The sequence below is a fragment of the Maribacter orientalis genome, from assembly GCF_900109345.1.
Classification (GTDB): Bacteria; Bacteroidota; Bacteroidia; order Flavobacteriales; family Flavobacteriaceae; genus Maribacter; species Maribacter orientalis.
In genome coordinates, this window is the sequence record NZ_FNZN01000003.1 from 191214 (window position 1) to 209289 (window position 18076).

Sequence of the window (18076 nt, forward strand, 5' to 3'; positions counted from 1 at the left end):
AACTCAACTTTTAAAATCGCTATCTCAAAAGGATAGCGATTTTTTTATGGGGTAGTGATATATCCAATCGAACCTGAAGGTGCTATTTCTAGGGCGTAAACGCTCTTTGGTTCTAGGTTAGGCTCTTTTCTGTGAGATACAAATAGAATAGCTGTATTGGTTTCCTGAGCAATCTTGTTTACCAATGTAACTAATAGAGCGGCAGAGTTATCGTCCATTCCAGTAGTGGGCTCATCAAGTATAAGTAATGTAGGGTGCTTAACCATGGCTCTTGCAGTCATCACCAATCTTTGCTTACCTGTTGATAGTTTATTAAAATAGGTGTCTTTTATATCATGGAGATTTAATACTAATAACCACTGTTTTATAACCCTTTTTTGAACTTCAGTCGGTATTGTATACAGACCTACGGAGTCTGTTAGTCCTGAGATTAACATGTTTTCTACAGTGTGTCTACCTTTAAATTTGTTGGTCATTGCAGGCGAATAGTAGCCTATTTTCTTTTTAATATCCCATACGGTTTCACCGCTTCCTTTTAGCTTTCCGAAAAGAAATATTTCTTGCCCGAATGCTTTTGGGTTATCTCCTGTTATCATTGAAAGTATGGTAGATTTTCCACTTCCGTTGGCTCCGGTTAATTGCCAAAAATCCCCTTTATTTATAGTCCAACTGATATTGTCTAGTATTTTTTTGTTTCCATAAGAAATGCTAACATTCTTAAACTGTACTAATGGATTGTTAACGCTAGCTAGATTTTCTAACGGTTGCGGAATACTTAGGCCGCTAAAGGAATGTTTCTTGGTTTGCTTTTCAAACGTTGAATCTTGAATTTCAGTAAAGGTGTCGAAAGTCAATCTTCCGAAATTCTGTATAAAAGATAGAGTATCTGCCTTTCTACTCGCTATTTGTATAAAAGAAATGTGACTTGAATATTCCTTTAATATAGTTTTAAGTTCATTTTGAAATGAGATATCTAAATTGTCAAAAGGATTGTCTAAAATAATAAAATTTGGTTTTTCTTTAAGTAAATAATGAAGTAAGGCTTTCTTTTGCTCTCCGCTAGACATTGTTTCAAGAGACTGAATCTCTGTGCTAATAATTTTATGGTCGTGTTTGTCTTCCTCGTCTATAAGTTTCTCTAAGGTAAAAGGAGAGTATAAAAGTCCTTTCTTATTCTGATATTCTATTAGCTCATTGGGAATTTTACCCTTTTGAAAATCTTCTATGAAATTCTTTTTTGCAGAGTTATTGTCAATATAGATTACCCAATGATTCATTTATGCTTTAATTCTAAAAATATGAACAGGATTGTCTTTATAGGTAGTGCTGAAGTCTATATACATTCCATTTTTTAATGCTGTTTTCTGTGAAGGAATATTATTTACTTGGATAATAGATATCAAACTATCAGCCCATTTATTCTCAAAAGCCACATCTTTGCATTTTTTGGCTGCTTCGAAAGCATAACCTTGTCGCCAATATTCTGGTAGAATTGAATAACCTATTTCTAACTCTTCTTTGTTATTTACGTTTTGAACTAAAAGACCTGCAATACCAATAAGTTTATTGGTTTCTTTTGAAAAAAGTGCATTCATGCCACCTGACTTTTCTTCATACCGTTCGAAAATTCTTGAAAATTGTTCGTTACATGTTGTAATGGGGTCTTTTGGTAGACCTGACCAATATTCACTACTTAAGGGTTCTTGGTGAAATGGGAGCCAGTTTTCAAAATCAGACCGTGTTACTTTTTTAAAAAGTAAGCGTTCTGATTCTTTATTATACAATACATAGTCTGGCATTTTACACTTGACTAAATTAATAGTAGAATTCGCAATTAGTTGCGACTGAAACTAATGCGGTCACCAATAGATATCCCTAAAGTTTCTGCAAGACCACCATTTATTTCAAGAACATATTTTATCGGTGCCATTGATGATAAACTTGCTTCATTAAATGGTTGTGCATTTTCTTGCATGCTAGCAATAGTCATATCCTCTTTTATATAAATGATATCTAATGAAAATTCAGTGTTCTTCATATAAAAAGAGTGTATAGCTTCATCAGGGAATATAAAAAGCATAGCCTGATTGTTTTTCATACCTTTTCTATACATCAATCCCGTTTGTGTTTCGTAATCCGTTTCAGCAAATTCTATGTCGAACTTTGTTTTTAAAGTATCGCTAGTGTTTGAATACACATTTAAATTTCCTTCGTGAGTAAATTCAATTTCTTGTGTTGAGATGGTTTTTTTAGCATCTTCCTTGCAAGAGGAAAATACCAGTGAAAAAACTGCTATGAAAATCCAAATTATACGTTTAAAACTTAGCATTATGCAGTTTTAGTTTTTCTGAACATGAAGAAAAGACCAATTAGAATGAATGGAATACTTAACCATTGTCCTGTAGATAAAATACCCAAGGTATCTTCAAAACCACCTTGACTTTTCTTAACGAATTCTACGAAGAAACGTACCGACCAAAGTAACACGAAAAACAACCCAAATAAATATCCTGGTTTATTCTTTTTGTCAGTTTTCCAATATAAAAAGTAAAGTAGGATGAATATGAATAAATAGCATATACCTTCATATAATTGAGCAGGGTGTCGGTAAGGTATTTCTGCTAAATATTCTGAAAATTGTGGATTGTTCTCTATTGCGGCATATGCGGCATTTAATGTTTTTTCTTGAGTAATACCTAATGCTTTTGAGGGATGTAAGTCATCTGAATCACGTATGAACTTCGTGGCGAAAATGAAGTTTTCATCTACAATTTTCCCATTAATTTCAGAATTAAAAAAGTTTCCTAAGCGAACACAAAAGCATCCAATTGCAACCGGAATTACCATTCTATCAAATATCCAAAGCATGCTGAATTCAGGAAATTTTCTTGTATACAAGTAAGTGCCAACAATAATACCTAAAGTAGCTCCGTGACTTGCTAAGCCTGTGAAGCCAGTAAATTCATAACCATTTATTAAACCAAATAACAAACTACCCGATTCACTTTCTCTTACCGGCAATAAAATTTCAGCAAGGTGATTGGAATAATAGGCCCAGTCGTAAAAGAAAACATGCCCTAATCTAGCACCTAACATGGTGCCTAAAACGGTATATATAAAAAGGGAATCTAATTGTTCTACCGATTTTTTCTCGTTGGTAAAAATTCTTTTCATGATAAACCACCCAAGGGCGAAAGCAGTTATCCAAAGTAGATTATAATATTTAATCTGTATAAATCCTATATTGAAAAGAGTTTCATTCGGATTCCAAATAATTCCTAAGAAATGCATGTGTTGTATTTTGAAAGGCTAAGATAATAAATAGCCAACAGACAAATTGATTTTGTAATACAGAGTTAGAGTAAAAGTTTATCTAGTTAGGAAAGATAACTATTGTACGAATTCAAATTTTTTAGGGTACAGGGTCATATCCTTTACCACCCCATGGGTTACAACTAAATATTCGCTTTATAGCTAACCAACCACCTTTGAATAATCCGTGTTTTTTTAAAGCCTCTAACGTATATTGAGAACAAGTAGGGGAGTACCTGCATGTTGCAGGGGTATAGGGTGATATTACTAATTGGTAAAACCGTACCAATAGTATAAAAGGGGTTATCAGAATTTTTTTTATCGAACTGTTCAAATCAGCGAATTACTACTGCAAATTTAATATAAAAGAGCTAACTCTTTAAAAATAACAAGTCCGTATGCATTACATACGGACTTGTTTCGATAGCGGTAATTTTTTTAAGCCCCAATTCTTATGGGTTCTAGATGTTCTGCTTCTTCTTCAGAATATAATCTTGACTTAATTAAGAACCGTATGCCTAAAGGAATTTCTAATGAAAAACTTGAGCCTCTGCCTGGTGTAACATCAACGGTTAATTGTGTGTGTTTCCAATATTCAAATTGGTCTTTTGACATATGAAAATCACATCCTTCAATATTACCTAGCCAAACATCATTATCATCGAGCATTAAATCACCTTTTGTAAAGCACATAGGGGCAGAACCATCACAACAGCCTCCACTTTGGTGAAACATAAGTTCGCCATGTGTCTTTTTTAATTCAGCAATTATAGCTGCTGCTTTTTCGGTTACTAATACTCGTTTAGTTTTCATTTTAGTTTGCTCATTAAAAGAATCCCATCGCTTTTTTGTCGTATGATATCAGCATGTTTTTGGTTTGTCGGTAGTGAGCTAACATCATTTTGTGATTCTCTCTACCAATACCAGACTTTTTATATCCACCAAATGGTGCGTGAGCAGGGTACAAGTGATAACAGTTGACCCAAACTCTACCAGCTTTTATTGCTCTTGATATTTGATACGCCTGGTGCGTATCTCTAGTCCAAACACCGGCACCTAAACCATATAAAGTGTCGTTAGCGATTTCTATGGCTTCAGCTTCATCTTTAAAAGTAGTTACACAAAGAACAGGTCCGAATATTTCTTCTTGAAACACACGCATTTTATTATTGCCTTTTAAGATAGTTGGTTGTATATAGTAACCACCTTCTAAGCCTTCATTGTATGCTTGCTCACCACCGGTTAGTACTTCACAACCTTCTTCTTTTCCTATTTTTATATAACTCAATATTTTTTCAAACTGGTCATTCGATGCTTGTGCACCCATCATTGTATTTGGGTCTAATGGATGTCCCATTCTTATGGCCTTGGTACGTTCAATGACACGTGCTATAAACTTATCGTAAATACTTTCTTGAACTAACATTCTTGATGGACAAGTACAGACTTCACCTTGATTTAAAGCAAACATATTGGCGCCCTCTAAACATTTATCGAAGAATTCATCATCGGCGTCCATAATACTTTCAAAAAACACATTTGGAGATTTTCCACCTAGTTCTAATGTGACCGGAGTGATGTTTTTAGATGCATATTGCATGATTAATTGGCCAGTAGTGGTCTCGCCGGTAAAAGCAATTTTGTCTATTCTTGGGCTTGATGCTAAGGGTTTACCAGCCTCTGCGCCAAAACCATTAACAACATTAAGAACACCTGCTGGTAAAATACCTTCGATGATTTCCATTAAAATTAAGATGCCGACTGGGGTTTGTTCCGCAGGTTTAAGTACAACACAATTCCCTGCAGCTAAGGCTGGCGCTAATTTCCAAGTAGCCATTAAAAGAGGAAAATTCCATGGTATAATTTGTCCGACGACACCTAAAGGTTCTGTAACATTTAGAGCCACCGTGTTGGAATCTAATTCACTTACTGAGCCTTCTTCTGCTCGTATTACTCCAGCAAAATACCTAAAATGGTCAACAGCTAATGGTAAATCTGCGGCTCTTGTTTCACGAATTGCTTTACCGTTGTCCCAAGTTTCAGCTCTGGCCAAGACTTCTAGATTTTGCTCGATTTTATCGGCAATTTTTAAAAGCATATTGCTTCTTTCTGTTGCCGAGGAAGAATTCCATGACGGAGCTGCTTTCCATGCGGCATCAATTGCCAATTCAATATCCTCGGCAGTAGACCTTGGTATTTTAGTAAATGATTTACCATCTACAGGAGAAATATTGTCAAAGTATTCTCCTTTGGATGGTGCTACCCATTTACCACCAATAAAATTTTCATATTGGTCTTTGAATTTAGGTTTTTGAAGAATATCCTTTTCTACGGTTGCTGTTGTGCTCATAGTATATGATTTAAGTTAATAATAGTATTTCATGGACGTATCAAAATAACTTGTACGACCTTCTAAATTTACTTCTCATATTATTAATATATCTGACGTATTCTACGAATCACATGAACAATTCTACCATTTATTGATATTATGATTTTTTTAAGTATAAAATTTTGTAAATTTCTTAATCATAAGAATATCTACTGTGATACAATTATCAGAAAATTTTTTAAAGGGAAGACGGTTAGAAACTTTGGTTGAAAATCAAACATCCTATTTTATGAATAATGCGGCTATGCATGTTTTTGAAACACATGAGCAGGCAAAAAGTGTATTGTTGAAATTTGAGCAACCTGTTTTGGCAAGCATGATTCAAGGAAAAAAGATTATGCATTTACGGGATTATGAATCATTTGATTTTTTACCCGGTGAATCATTAGTATTGCCTGCTAACGAAAGTATGTGTATTGATTTTCCTGAGGCAATGGCCAAAAATCCTACTAGGTGTTTGGCAATGGCTATTTCTGAAGATAAAATAAACAAGGTTCTACAATTTATGAATGAAAATATGCCAAAGGATAGTAAGGAAGATTGGGGTATTATGGACTATAATTTTCACTTTGTAAATGACAGAGGGATCTTTCAAATAATTCAGCGTCTGTTATTTTTATTTACTGAAGATCATCTGTCAAAAGATTTTTTTGTGGATAATATGCTGCGTGAATTAATCATTCGAATTCTACAAACAAACGAACGAAAAATTTATAGCAGTGCAACACTTTCAATTAAAAGTGAAAGCAGGTTAACTGAGGTTATACGATATATAAGGAATAATCTGCATAAATCGCTTCAAGTAGAGCAGTTAAGTAAAATTGCTTGTATGAGTGTATCTAATTTTTATAGAACCTTTAAATCTGAATTAGGTATTTCACCTGTCGAATTCATTAATAATGAGCGAATAAAATTAGCTGTTGGGTTATTGCAAGATCCTAAGCGAAGTATTAAAGATGTATATTTAGATTGTGGTTTTGAAAGTAGGTCTTATTTTAATAGAGTATTTAAAACAAGGCAAAACTTAGCGCCTGGTGAATACCAGTCTAAAATAAAAAATTCAAAATTTTTAGATTAAAATTATAGGCTATACGTGGTACCATCTTTACCATCTTTTAGTTGAATGCCTAAAGTAGCTAATTGATCACGAATTTTATCTGAAGTAGCAAAATCTTTATTTTCCCTAGCAGATTTACGTAATTCAATCAATAGCTCAACAACACCACCTAATTTTTCGGAATCTGCATCAGAACTACTTTTGTTTTCAAGGCCTAATACATCAAAAACAAAATTGTGTATTGTGTTCTCAAGTTCTGCCCTATCTTCTTCCGTAATGGATTCTTTACCTTCTTTAATAAGATTGATGTGTTTTACAGCATCAAATAATGTCGCTATTAGAATTGGTGTATTAAAATCATCATTCATGGCAGCATAACAGGAAGATTTCCATTCGGCAATATTAAAATTTGTGGTCTTGCCCGTGTTTAAAGATTTTAAAGAGCTTATTGCCTCCATTAATTTATTAAAGCCTTTCTCAGAAGCTAAAAGCGCATCATTGCTCATATCTAAAATGCTGGTATAGTGTGCCTGCATCATAAAGAAACGAACCATTGATGGAGAGAATGGTTTGCTAAGGATTTCGTTTTCACCAGAGAAAATTTCCCCAGGAAGAATACTATTTCCTGTAGATTTAGCCATTTTTCTACCGTTAAGCGTCAACATATTAGCATGTAACCAATAATTTACTGGGCTTTTGCCATTACAGGCTTCGGCTTGTGCTATTTCACATTCATGATGTGGAAATTTTAAATCCATACCACCACCGTGAATGTCAAAAGTTTCCCCTAAATATTTTGTACTCATTGCGGTACACTCTAAATGCCAGCCTGGGAACCCATCTCCCCACGGCGAAGGCCAACGCATAATGTGTTGTGGTTCCGCTTTTTTCCAAAGTGCAAAATCTTGAGGATTATGCTTGTCGTCTTGTGCGGCAAGATCACGGGTATTCGCAATCATGTCTTCAAGCTTGCGACCGCTTAGTTTACCGTATTCGTACTCTTTATTGAATTTGGCCACATCGAAATATACAGAGCCATTGGTTTCATAGGCAAATCCTTTTTCAAGAATATCCTTAATAATTTCAATTTGCTCTATGATATGACCTGTAGCTGTAGGTTCAATACTTGGAGGTAAAAAGTTGAATTTTTCTAAAATATTATGGAAATCGACAGTGTATCGTTGTACAACTTCCATCGGTTCCAATTTTTCTAATCTGGCTTTTTTTGCAATTTTATCTTCCCCATCTTCTGCGTCATCTACTAAATGGCCTGCGTCAGTAATATTTCGAACATACCGTACTTTATAACCTAAATGTCTGAAATACCTAAAAATCATATCGAAGGACATGAAAGTTCTACAATTGCCTAAATGCACATTGCTATACACGGTAGGCCCACAAACGTACATGCCAATATGGCCAGCGCTTATTGGTTTGAAAACTTCTTTTTTCCCACTTAAGGAATTATATACTCTAATTTCTTGATTTTCGTACAATTGCATGAAGCTATATGCGATTAAAAATGGGTGTCTAGATTAAGGTAATTCAAAAACTCACGGCGTACCAATTCTTCTTTGAATTTACCACCATATTCAGCGGTTACAGTACTACTATCAATATCACGTATTCCTCTTGAGTTGACACAAAGGTGCTTAGCATCAATAACGCAAGCAACATCTTCAGTACCTAAAACCTCTTGTAATTCTCTTACGATTTGAATATTCAAACGTTCTTGAACTTGTGGTCTTTTCGCATAATAATCAACAATACGGTTCATTTTAGAGAGTCCGACTACGGTACCGTTAGAGATATAGGCTACATGTGCACGGCCTACTATAGGTAAAAAATGGTGTTCGCAAGTAGAATACAACGTTATGTTTTTCTCTACTAGCATTTCGCCGTATTTATACTTATTGTCGAACGTAGATGCTTTTGGCTTTCTACTAGGGTGTAAACCTCCAAATATTTCGTTTACGTACATTTTAGCAACTCGATTAGGAGTTCCTTTTAAACTATCATCATTCAAATCTAGGCCTAGTGTAAGCATTATGTCACGAACATTTTCACGTATACGCTCAATCTTCGTAGCGTCATCTAAAACAAAGGCGTCTTTGCGTAATGGGGTATCCTCTGAAGTAGAAATATGATCGTTTCCTAATTCATCAAATTGATTTTCCAATGTATCCTCAATTTTCATTTCAACTAACTTTTACAAGCGGCAAAGATATACAATATGTGCCACTTTATAACTAAATAGGGGCATTACACAACATAAATTAGACATAACGTTAAGGACTCGTTAAATTTAAAATTGGAAATTTCGAACCCTCTATGACCAAGTATGGTATAACCATTCTACTTTTAAATTTATTTGGTACACTATCTTGTTTTTCACAAGTAGCGCCAGATTGCATTAATGCTATTCCTATTTGTAACAATACTCCAATTAACGCCGGTACCGATGGTTATGGCTTAGATGATTTTAATGGAGCTTCCGTATCTGGTTGTATAACTCAAGCAACGGGTACAGTAGAAACAAACTCTGCATGGTATCGTTTTAGAACTAGCGAAACGGGACAGTTAGGTTTTAATATAGGTTTTGATTCAAATGAGGACTGGGATTTTGCCTTATATAAAACCAACGATTGTGGTGATCTCGGTGAGCCTATACGATGTAATTATTTTGATAATTCAGACGAAAGTATTTATATAGGTGTTGGTCAAGATCCAACCGGAGTTGCTAATATACAGTATGAAGATTGGCTAGAAGTTGCACCAAATGAAGATTATTATTTATTGATTAATAATTACAGTAACAATAATTCTGGATTCTCAATTCAATTTTCAGGAAACATTTTTATAGAATTTTCAAATTCGGCGTTAGATTGTGATATAATAGATAATTTATTAGGTCCGCCAAAAATTGCGTGTGATAATGAAAATGTGATTTTAGATGCTACAACTTCAGATGCGATAGATTATGAATGGTATTTGGATATAGGCGCAGGCTATCAACGTATACCAGGTGAAAGCGGACCAGAACTAAATGTAGCAGTTTCTGCTATGTATCGGGTTTTAGTCATTAGACCTTCAGGGAATAATTTATTAAGTGAAACCCAAGTAGCTTACGCACCTTCTCCATTTACTTATGAATTAACTGACGAAACAGTTTGTTTAGATGGTACCGCTATTGATTTTAATTCGAAGGATTTAGAAGCTTTGGGAGATCAAAGTTCTTTAGAATTTCTTGTCACCTATCATGCCTCAATTGAAGAAGCGATGAATGGGATTAATGCGTTACCTAAAGAATATATACCTACACAAATCTCAGAAACGATTTTTGTTCGAACGACATCAGTAGAAAATAGTAGTTGTTATGACGCATCGAAATCTTTTGATATTAACGGTATTGAGCTACCATATTTAGATTTTGATACGAGTGTGTTTATTTGTGGAGATACTCCTGTTGTTACGATAGGCCAAACAATTCCAGATTCTAATTTCACTTATGAATGGAGTTCAGGGCAAAACACTTCACTGATAACGGTTGCAGAAGAGGGGGTTTACACCTTATCTGTCACTAATTCGGTAGGCGCTTTGCAATGTATTACGGTTCGTTCTGTGACGGTTGTTTTTTCAAGACCGCCTGCTATTTCTGATATAGCTATAGTTTATGAAGATGATGCTTCGAATATGATTTCGGTATTTTTAGAAGAAGATGGTGATTTTGATTACCAAGTGGATAATGAAGAACCTCAAAGCAGTTCGATATTTAATAACCTATTTCCTGGCGAGCATACTATAACAGTTACAGATTTAAATGGATGCGGTCTAGATTCAAAGGATATAGTGGTTGTAGGTTTTCCTAAGTTTTTCACACCAAATGCAGATGGTGTAAATGATAAATGGAAGGTAGAGGGGCTTTCAGTTTTAGCCAACCCTATTATAACCATCTATAATCGATATGGTAAGTTATTGTATCAATTGAATGAAGATTCAAGTGGCTGGGACGGCACATTTAAAGGTGTTTTATTGCCAGAATCAGATTATTGGTTCAAGTTATCTTATACCAATTCTTTGGGCCAAAACACCAATGCTGCATATATAAACAATCATTTTACATTAAAACGATAACAGCTTAAAAGGTAATCTAAAAAGTGTATTTTATCGATTAAACACCATAATAATCGATGTAGAATACTAAAGTGAGGCATGTGAAGTTATAATATACGATACGTATACTAATAGCCACTCTATTTATGAGAACACTTCTTTGTTCTATATGTTGTTTCTTTCTTTTCTATTGGAATTCAACTGCTCAAAATTCAGCCGATTGTAGAACGGCAATACCCGTATGTGCCGATCAGCCTATTATGGGAATTGCTGGTGGTACTGGCGATGTTGATGATTTTGATCCAGAAGTTATACTGCAATCAGGATGCTTGGAAAAAGGAAGTCTTGTTTCTGCTAACATTGAATATAATACTTCTTGGTTCGTTTTTAGGGCGGGTACTGGTGGTCAGGTAGGTTTTGATATTGAAGCATTGGCTTCTACTGGATCAACACCTACTGCAGAATGGGATTTTGCTGTGTATGGTCCTGATGTAGATTGTGCCGATATTAGTAATGGTACAGCACAACCGATACGTTGTAATTACGAAGTGAACGATACTAATTTTACGGGACTAGGTGTGAATCCTGATAGTGGACAAGAAGGTGCGGCTTCATTAACAGGTAGTCAAAACACCTATGATGAATATTTAGATGTGCTACCAGGTGAGATATATTATATTCTGATTAATAATTTTGCCGATAATTTTACAGGTGATCCAGAACCTTTTATGTTAACCTTTACAGGAAGTTCTGTTAGTAATAATCAAAATACTGCTTTAGATTGTACGCTTAGGGATGAATTTTTAGGATTGGATATAATCGCTTGTGAAGGTGATGATGACATTACTATAAGTGCTTTGAATTCACCTGCGGGTGCTGATATTGCAAATGTTGAATGGACTGTTGATTATGAAGATGATGGTGTAATAGATGATACGCTTACGGGATCTGGAGATTTTGGTGCAGAACTAGTGGTAGTGAGCCCCAACTCTGGTCGTTATTTCGCAACAATTACTACTATTTCAGGAACACCGCCAACAGTAAGTGACGATAGCGGCGTATTAATTACATTTTTTGGAACGCCGATACTTGATCGAGTAGAAACATTAGATACCAACCTATCAATTGATCCTGACCAGAATAACATTGAATTTTTTGTTGAGGGCGATGGGGATTATGAATATGCTATTAACGGTGGCGAGTTTCAAGACAATTCGATATTTATGAATGTACCTCCTGGACTTAATACTGTAATTATAAATGACAAAAACGGGTGTGGCATTACCGATCCGTTAGAATTTCTCGTGGTAGGCTATCCTAAGTTTTTCACTCCTAATGGCGATGGTATAAATGATGATTGGAATATTCAAGGAATTGAAACGTTAACCAATCCTGTTGTTTTTATTTTTGACAGATACGGTAAGCTACTAAAACAATTGGCACCCAATAGTGCATGGGATGGCACTTTTAATGGCCAGCCAATGCCTGCTACCGATTACTGGTTTCGATTTGAATATGGTGAAATAGAGGAGGGGTTATTAGTAGCTAAAACAAGAAAAACACATTTCTCATTAAAGAGATAAAAAAAGGGAGCATATTAGCTCCCTTTTTTATGTATTTAGCAATAAACTTAATTAGAAGTTTATCGTGTAGCTTAACGTTGTATTGGTGTTGATCCTATTAATAATCGCTGGTGTAGTAATGCCCGAATCAAATAATCGTTCATTAATATCTTGCTGAGAACGGCTAAGGGCAAAATCTAATCTACTACCTCCAAAATTATATCCGATACCACCAGAAACGGCATTTAAATCACCTATAGTATTGCCATTTGCATATGGGCTTTGCTCAAAACGATAACCAGCTCTTAAACTAACCTGTTCAATTTTGTATTCTCCACCTAGTCGAAATGTAGAGACAGTGCCTAGGTCATTAGAAATAAGATTGTTAACAGCTTGAAAACTTGGGTCGCTTGTAGGTCGTAATTCTGCCTTAGAAAAATCTTGATATCCGTAATCAAAACTTAATAATCCATCTTGCGCAAAGATGACAGCTAAGCTTCCAGTCAACTTGCTTGGGGTTTTAACCGTATAAGATTCAAAAAGATTTACAATGTTAAAATCAATAAAATTAATTTCATCATCAGCTAAATCAGAATTGATGCGTTGAGAAAAGTCATCTTCTAATTGATACCATGTAGGGGATTGGTAGCTACCACCTAAACGAACGTATTCATTTAATTTAGCTATTGCACCCAAGCTAAATGAAAATCCATTACCATCTGTTTGTAAATAGTTATCGAAAGTTGTTCTCTGTATTTCAGAAGTGGGGTCATATCCGTTTTCTGTGAATCGGTCAAACCTTGAATAAAATACATTGTGAAAATTTAACGAAGCACCCATATATAAATTCTCTTTAAATTGAGAGCCCATATTCAAGGTAAATTTACTGTTGTAGCCAGTAGTTCTTCTTAAAAACTCCTGATTTACGGAATTGTAAATGGTATTACTAACGTAATCGGTGTTATTGTCATCTTCTGAAACAGGGTCAAGAATACCTCCATAGTATCCTAAAAATGTTTGCTGCTCTTTATAACCTTGATTAGAGCCGATGTCTAAATAAGCTTCTTCTATATATTCGCCGTCTTGGCGTAGAATAGACCCGAAAGGTGTGCCCTGTGCAAAATTCAAAAAGTAGTTGTCAATACCTTGCGTGCTGTTTCCAGTAACATAATATTCATTGTCGAAATTATTGATAAGATCATAATTAAATGCCAAAGTAAATTTCTGCCAATCGGAATCGGAATTGGTGTTTTTGAAAACAAATGCACCACCAATCTGATTTAAATCTAAGTTGTTATTCTTTGAATTTGTACTATTTCCGAAATAGCTAGATTGATTGCTGGTGTTATAGTTTGAACCAGAAATTGTAAATAAACTATTGTTGAAAACTGCAGATCCTGCTGGATTAACATTTAAAGAGGATAAATCTCCTCCTAAGGCTCCAAAAGCTCCGCCCATTGCTTGAAAGCGAGCAGTTCCTTGAAGGTTTTCGGTACCGTAGCGCAAAACTTCATTGATGTTCTGAGCACTACTGAAAGCGCATACCGCCAGTGTTATGAAAGTTAAATATCTTTTCATAGCAATATCTTATTTTTAAAATTTTAGATTTAGTTATTTCTACCGCTACTTCTGCTAGATGAGCCAGAAGATCTTGATGAGCCACTACTAGAACTTCTTGCTGAACCAGAACTTCTAGAAGAACTACTATTGCCAGAACTTCTATATGAACCGCTGCTAGAGCTGCTTCTTGTGCTGCTTCCAGAACTTCTGTAAGACCCACTATTTGAACTTCTTGTAGAACGACCAGTTGAATAATTGTTTCCTGTTCGTGAGCTACTATTTCCAGAACTTCTATACGTTGAGGTTCTTGGAGTCATAACTCTACTACTTGATCTTGTGGTACCTGATGAATTCGGACTTGAAGAATATCTGCTAGAGCTTCGTGAAGATGTGCTGTATCTTGGGGTAGCCCTTGTGCTTCTACTAGTTCTATAAGCTCTGTTCTGATCTACACCAACAGTTCTTCTTGCTGTTGTATTTCCAGAATAGGTTCTCGCACTACGTGTATTCGACGAACTTCTTGCTGTCGCCGTTCTAGAATCGGTACTTCTGTATCTAGGAGAATCTCCTCGTGTATTTACATTGGACCTACCTCTTAATGCATTACCATTTGTATTGGTAACATAGTTTCCTCGTCTAGAATTATTAACGGCATATCTATTTGCGTATCTGTTGTTTCGAACAACACCTCCATAACCGTAATTATAATAGTTGTAAGGTGCACCCCAGCCCCAGTTGTTCCAACCAAAACCTAGGCCCCAACCACCGGCGTAACCCCATCCGAAGCTACCGCCCCAACCGCCATATCCCCAATTATTCCATCTGTTCCATCTCCATGGATTGTTCCATCCATATCCATAATAACCACCATATCCCCAATTGTTCCATCCCCAAACAGGGTTTGCCCAACCATAAAGTCCTCCGTATCCCCAATTATTCCATCCATTGTCATAAATGTTAATACTTACGTTAGAATTATTATCTCCCCAACCACCGTAACCTTGGTAGTCGTTATCGCTTGAATAATAATCTGTTAATTGATCTTGAGGTATACTATCATTTATAATGTTGCTCGAGTAAGAATCAACATCCGTAAAAATTTCGCTTTCCAATATTTCATCATATTGATTGGCCTTTTCTCCAAAATAATCGGAATAGGTGTCGGTTTCTGGATTATTTTGCTGATTATTTCGGTACTCTGGTCTTCTTTCTATTGTGGTTGGGGTATTGTCAGAATAAATACCGTCATTGTCATAATAAGAAGATTGCTGGTAAGAACCACATGAGGCTATTATTAAACCTAGGGTCACCAACATTGTTATGTTGCGAAGTTTGTTGTGGGGTAAAGAATATATCATCGGATCAAAATTATATTGTTGAACATATTAAAAATAACTAGTTTTACCCAATTAATTTATTATAATATTCACAAAATTTGTGCCAAACTCCAGAAAATGAGTAAAAATTTGACTAAGAGAAGTGAGGATTATTCCAAATGGTATAATGAACTAGTAGTGAAGGCAGATTTGGCTGAGAACTCTGGTGTTAGAGGTTGTATGGTGATAAAGCCTTATGGTTATGGAATATGGGAGAAGATGCAGGCGGGCTTAGATAAAATGTTTAAGGAGACCGGTCATGAAAATGCATATTTCCCATTATTTATACCAAAATCATATTTTAGTAAAGAGGCTAGTCATGTGGAAGGCTTTGCTAAGGAATGTGCGGTCGTTACCCATTATAGATTAAAAAATGCGGAAGATGGTAGCGGAATAATTGTTGATCCAGACGCAAAACTGGAAGAGGAATTAATTGTCAGACCTACTTCTGAAACCATTATTTGGGATACCTATAGAAAATGGATACAGTCGTATAGAGATTTGCCATTGTTGATTAACCAGTGGGCCAACGTGGTGCGATGGGAAATGAGAACAAGACTATTCTTGAGAACGTCGGAGTTTTTATGGCAAGAAGGACACACTGCCCATGCTACGGAAAAAGAAGCAATAGCAGAGGCAGAACAAATGATGAATGTGTATGCTGATTTTGTTGAAAACCATATGGCCGTACCTGTAATAAAAGGAACGAAAACTGAAAGCGAACGTTTTGCTGGTGCGATTGAAACCTATTGTATAGAAGCATTGATGCAAGATGGTAAAGCATTGCAGGCGGGAACGTCACATTTCTTAGGTCAAAATTTCGCAAAGGCATTCGATGTTAAGTTCGCTACTAAAGAGGGTGGTAAAGAATATGTTTGGGCTACTTCATGGGGAGTTTCAACTAGATTGATGGGGGCGTTGGTGATGACGCACAGTGATGATAATGGATTAGTAATTCCTCCAAAATTGGCGCCAATTCAAGTGGTTATTGTTCCTATTTACAAAGGATTGGATCAGTTAGATGAAATTTCTGAAAAGGTATTGCCCTTGGTAAAAGAATTAAGGTCTAAAGGTATTTCGGTGAAGTTTGATAACAGGGATACTCATAAGCCTGGTTTTAAATTTAATGAGTATGAATTACGTGGAGTTCCTGTTAGGTTGGCAATAGGGCCAAGGGACATGGAAAATGGTACTTTCGAAGTCGCTAGAAGAGATACTTTACAAAAAGAAACAGTTTCCGCAACCGATGTGGTAGCCAAGATTGAGTTTCTTATGGAGGATATTCAGAAGAATATGTACCAAAAGGCATTGGATTATCGTACGAAACATATTACCAAAGTTGATTCTTATGATGAATTCAAGAAAATTTTAGAAGATAAGGGTGGATTTATATCTGCACATTGGGATGGTAGCAAAGAGACCGAAGAGCGTGTGAAAAATGAGACAAAAGCAACGATTAGGTGTATTCCTATTGACGCTGTGGCTGAACAAGGAGTATGTATGGTTACTGGTAAACCATCAAATAAAAGGGTGTTATTTGCTAAAGCATATTAATTTTTTTAAAAAATAATATGCAGGGGTTGTGATAGTAAAAAATATTTGTATTTTTGCATCCGCAATTGCGCAAAGTTTGGTCCGTTCGTCTAGGGGTTAGGACGCCAGGTTTTCATCCTGGTAACAGGGGTTCGATTCCCCTACGGACTACTAAGTAATTGAAGATTTAGGTTTTTAATTGCTATGTATAAGTTCTAATTGAAATAATGGTCCGTTCGTCTAGGGGTTAGGACGCCAGGTTTTCATCCTGGTAACAGGGGTTCGATTCCCCTACGGACTACTAATAAAACATTTTCAGGATTTTAATAAATCCTATAAACAAATTAAGAGATAAAATGGCAAATCACAAGTCAGCGTTAAAGAGAATCAGAAGAAACGAAGCGGTACGTCTACGTAATAAATACCAACACAAAACAATGCGTAATGCATTGAGAAAGTTGCGTGCTGAAGAAGATAAAAAATCTGCTGAAACATTATACCCTACAGTTGTTAGTATGATAGATCGTTTAGCAAAACGTAACATTATACATGATAATAAAGCTGCTAACTTAAAAAGCAAATTAGCGAAGCACGTAGCGGCTCTATAATTTAGCTTTACTTATATTATTTAAAGCCTTCCGCTTAGGAAGGCTTTTTTTGTTTTACCGACCTTCATTAAATTCAATACTATTGAGTTTGAGAAGGTCTTATGGTTTGGTGGTAGAACTAATTTCGTTGTATCCTAAATTTGTTAGAAATTATACGAAGTCGCTTCATCAACATAAAATCTATTATAATACAAGAGTACAATACATCAATTATAGCATGATGAAATACCGATAAATTGTATTCATTATAGAAATCATAATGGTAGATTAAAATATGCATCGATATTGGGTAAAAAGTATAAAAAATTAAAATACCTAAACTAATCCAAAAAAGTAAGTTATTGTGAAGTGGCAGTTTATGTTTTTTTGAAAAAGTGTTATAAAGATAGTTGTGAACAGCGTAGAGTAAAATTATAGCGCCAATTATAATTGTATAGTTTTGAGGGTCTACATAAAAATCTTTACCGAATAAATTTATGGTACACGTAAGAACAAATACCACGCTACCATATTTAATTACTTTTTTGCAAAGTGAATTCTTGATAATATAAAAAAAAAGATGC

At 35.4% G+C, this 18076-nt stretch carries 16 protein-coding genes and 2 tRNA genes; 7 read left to right on the forward strand and 11 right to left on the reverse strand.

Annotated elements, in window-relative coordinates; all coding sequences use genetic code 11:
- Positions 1 to 44: 44 nt before the first annotated feature.
- The 7 genes from BMY56_RS07860 to exaC all read right to left on the reverse strand — a co-directional run bounded on the left by BMY56_RS07860 (position 45) and on the right by exaC (position 5662).
- Entirely contained in the window at positions 45 to 1277 is a 1233-nt protein-coding gene (locus BMY56_RS07860) for an ATP-binding cassette domain-containing protein (protein WP_091622329.1), read from the reverse strand.
- Positions 1278 to 1799: a GNAT family N-acetyltransferase gene (locus tag BMY56_RS07865; protein ID WP_091622332.1), complete on the reverse strand. Its 522-nt coding sequence runs from the start codon at positions 1797 to 1799 to the stop codon at positions 1278 to 1280. It abuts the gene before it with no gap.
- A 35-nt stretch (positions 1800 to 1834) separates the two neighbouring features.
- On the reverse strand, positions 1835 to 2329 hold the full coding sequence (locus tag BMY56_RS07870; RefSeq protein WP_091622335.1) for a DUF192 domain-containing protein: 495 nt from the start codon (positions 2327 to 2329) through the stop codon (positions 1835 to 1837).
- The gene (lgt, locus tag BMY56_RS07875) at positions 2329 to 3291 is read right to left on the reverse strand and encodes a prolipoprotein diacylglyceryl transferase (RefSeq protein ID WP_091622337.1); all 963 of its coding nucleotides are present in this window, start codon (positions 3289 to 3291) and stop codon (positions 2329 to 2331) included. The genes BMY56_RS07870 and lgt overlap by 1 nt, the downstream gene beginning before the upstream one ends.
- Positions 3292 to 3412: 121 nt before the next feature.
- The gene (gene yidD, locus BMY56_RS07880; protein WP_091623216.1) at positions 3413 to 3634 is read right to left on the reverse strand and encodes a membrane protein insertion efficiency factor YidD; all 222 of its coding nucleotides are present in this window, start codon (positions 3632 to 3634) and stop codon (positions 3413 to 3415) included.
- Between the two features lie 116 nt (positions 3635 to 3750).
- The gene (locus BMY56_RS07885; RefSeq protein WP_091622340.1) at positions 3751 to 4125 is read right to left on the reverse strand and encodes a DUF779 domain-containing protein; all 375 of its coding nucleotides are present in this window, start codon (positions 4123 to 4125) and stop codon (positions 3751 to 3753) included.
- A 13-nt stretch (positions 4126 to 4138) separates the two neighbouring features.
- Complete coding sequence (gene exaC, locus BMY56_RS07890) at positions 4139 to 5662, reverse strand: acetaldehyde dehydrogenase ExaC (RefSeq protein WP_091622343.1); 1524 nt, start codon at positions 5660 to 5662, stop codon at positions 4139 to 4141.
- A gap of 196 nt (positions 5663 to 5858) precedes the next feature.
- On the opposite strand from exaC, the gene BMY56_RS07895 reads away from it, so the two are divergent.
- Positions 5859 to 6782 (forward strand): AraC family transcriptional regulator, encoded by a 924-nt coding sequence (locus tag BMY56_RS07895; RefSeq protein WP_245737175.1) that lies wholly within the window; start codon positions 5859 to 5861, stop codon positions 6780 to 6782.
- Between the two features lie 2 nt (positions 6783 to 6784).
- Here BMY56_RS07895 and cysS read toward each other — a convergent pair whose 3' ends face one another.
- On the reverse strand, positions 6785 to 8263 hold the full coding sequence (gene cysS, locus BMY56_RS07900; RefSeq protein ID WP_091622346.1) for a cysteine--tRNA ligase: 1479 nt from the start codon (positions 8261 to 8263) through the stop codon (positions 6785 to 6787).
- 14 nt (positions 8264 to 8277) lie between these two features.
- The gene (gene folE / locus BMY56_RS07905) at positions 8278 to 8958 is read right to left on the reverse strand and encodes a GTP cyclohydrolase I FolE (RefSeq protein ID WP_091622348.1); all 681 of its coding nucleotides are present in this window, start codon (positions 8956 to 8958) and stop codon (positions 8278 to 8280) included.
- A gap of 134 nt (positions 8959 to 9092) precedes the next feature.
- Here folE and BMY56_RS07910 point away from each other — a divergent pair, with 134 nt between their 5' ends.
- Together BMY56_RS07910 and BMY56_RS07915 are read left to right on the forward strand one after the other, a co-directional pair.
- Positions 9093 to 10895, forward strand: coding sequence for a T9SS type B sorting domain-containing protein (locus BMY56_RS07910; protein WP_091622351.1), 1803 nt, complete (start codon positions 9093 to 9095; stop codon positions 10893 to 10895).
- Between the two features lie 125 nt (positions 10896 to 11020).
- Positions 11021 to 12457 carry a T9SS type B sorting domain-containing protein gene (locus tag BMY56_RS07915; RefSeq protein ID WP_091622354.1) on the forward strand — a complete coding sequence of 479 codons (1437 nt, stop codon included), beginning with the start codon at positions 11021 to 11023 and terminating at the stop codon, positions 12455 to 12457.
- Between the two features lie 51 nt (positions 12458 to 12508).
- Here BMY56_RS07915 and BMY56_RS07920 read toward each other — a convergent pair whose 3' ends face one another.
- Together BMY56_RS07920 and BMY56_RS07925 are read right to left on the reverse strand one after the other, a co-directional pair.
- Entirely contained in the window at positions 12509 to 14014 is a 1506-nt protein-coding gene (locus BMY56_RS07920; RefSeq protein ID WP_091622356.1) for an OmpP1/FadL family transporter, read from the reverse strand.
- 29 nt (positions 14015 to 14043) lie between these two features.
- Positions 14044 to 15354 (reverse strand): hypothetical protein, encoded by a 1311-nt coding sequence (locus BMY56_RS07925; protein WP_143057796.1) that lies wholly within the window; start codon positions 15352 to 15354, stop codon positions 14044 to 14046.
- 96 nt (positions 15355 to 15450) lie between these two features.
- Here BMY56_RS07925 and proS point away from each other — a divergent pair, with 96 nt between their 5' ends.
- The 4 genes from proS (at position 15451) to rpsT (ending at position 17513) form a co-directional block, all read left to right on the forward strand.
- The gene (gene proS / locus BMY56_RS07930; protein WP_091622362.1) at positions 15451 to 16926 is read left to right on the forward strand and encodes a proline--tRNA ligase; all 1476 of its coding nucleotides are present in this window, start codon (positions 15451 to 15453) and stop codon (positions 16924 to 16926) included.
- 78 nt (positions 16927 to 17004) lie between these two features.
- Positions 17005 to 17076: transfer RNA gene (locus BMY56_RS07935), tRNA-Glu, on the forward strand.
- Between the two features lie 58 nt (positions 17077 to 17134).
- Positions 17135 to 17206: transfer RNA gene (locus BMY56_RS07940), tRNA-Glu, on the forward strand.
- Between the two features lie 55 nt (positions 17207 to 17261).
- The gene (gene rpsT / locus BMY56_RS07945; RefSeq protein ID WP_091622364.1) at positions 17262 to 17513 is read left to right on the forward strand and encodes a 30S ribosomal protein S20; all 252 of its coding nucleotides are present in this window, start codon (positions 17262 to 17264) and stop codon (positions 17511 to 17513) included.
- Positions 17514 to 18076 lie beyond the last annotated feature (563 nt).

Excerpts from the sequence above, each read along its gene's own strand:
- BMY56_RS07920 (WP_091622356.1), bottom strand. The coding sequence starts at position 14,014 with ATGAAAAGATATTTAACTTTCATAACACTGGCGGTATGCGCTTTCAGT.
- BMY56_RS07910 (WP_091622351.1), top strand. The coding sequence starts at position 9,093 with ATGACCAAGTATGGTATAACCATTCTACTTTTAAATTTATTTGGTACA.
- BMY56_RS07865 (WP_091622332.1), bottom strand. The coding sequence starts at position 1,799 with ATGCCAGACTATGTATTGTATAATAAAGAATCAGAACGCTTACTTTTT.
- rpsT (WP_091622364.1), top strand. The coding sequence starts at position 17,262 with ATGGCAAATCACAAGTCAGCGTTAAAGAGAATCAGAAGAAACGAAGCG.
- proS (WP_091622362.1), top strand. The coding sequence starts at position 15,451 with ATGAGTAAAAATTTGACTAAGAGAAGTGAGGATTATTCCAAATGGTAT.
- BMY56_RS07870 (WP_091622335.1), bottom strand. The coding sequence starts at position 2,329 with ATGCTAAGTTTTAAACGTATAATTTGGATTTTCATAGCAGTTTTTTCA.
- exaC (WP_091622343.1), bottom strand. The coding sequence starts at position 5,662 with ATGAGCACAACAGCAACCGTAGAAAAGGATATTCTTCAAAAACCTAAA.
- BMY56_RS07915 (WP_091622354.1), top strand. The coding sequence starts at position 11,021 with ATGAGAACACTTCTTTGTTCTATATGTTGTTTCTTTCTTTTCTATTGG.
- BMY56_RS07885 (WP_091622340.1), bottom strand. The coding sequence starts at position 4,125 with ATGAAAACTAAACGAGTATTAGTAACCGAAAAAGCAGCAGCTATAATT.
- lgt (WP_091622337.1), bottom strand. The coding sequence starts at position 3,291 with ATGCATTTCTTAGGAATTATTTGGAATCCGAATGAAACTCTTTTCAAT.
- BMY56_RS07860 (WP_091622329.1), bottom strand. The coding sequence starts at position 1,277 with ATGAATCATTGGGTAATCTATATTGACAATAACTCTGCAAAAAAGAAT.
- BMY56_RS07925 (WP_143057796.1), bottom strand. The coding sequence starts at position 15,354 with ATGATATATTCTTTACCCCACAACAAACTTCGCAACATAACAATGTTG.
- cysS (WP_091622346.1), bottom strand. The coding sequence starts at position 8,263 with ATGCAATTGTACGAAAATCAAGAAATTAGAGTATATAATTCCTTAAGT.
- folE (WP_091622348.1), bottom strand. The coding sequence starts at position 8,958 with ATGAAAATTGAGGATACATTGGAAAATCAATTTGATGAATTAGGAAAC.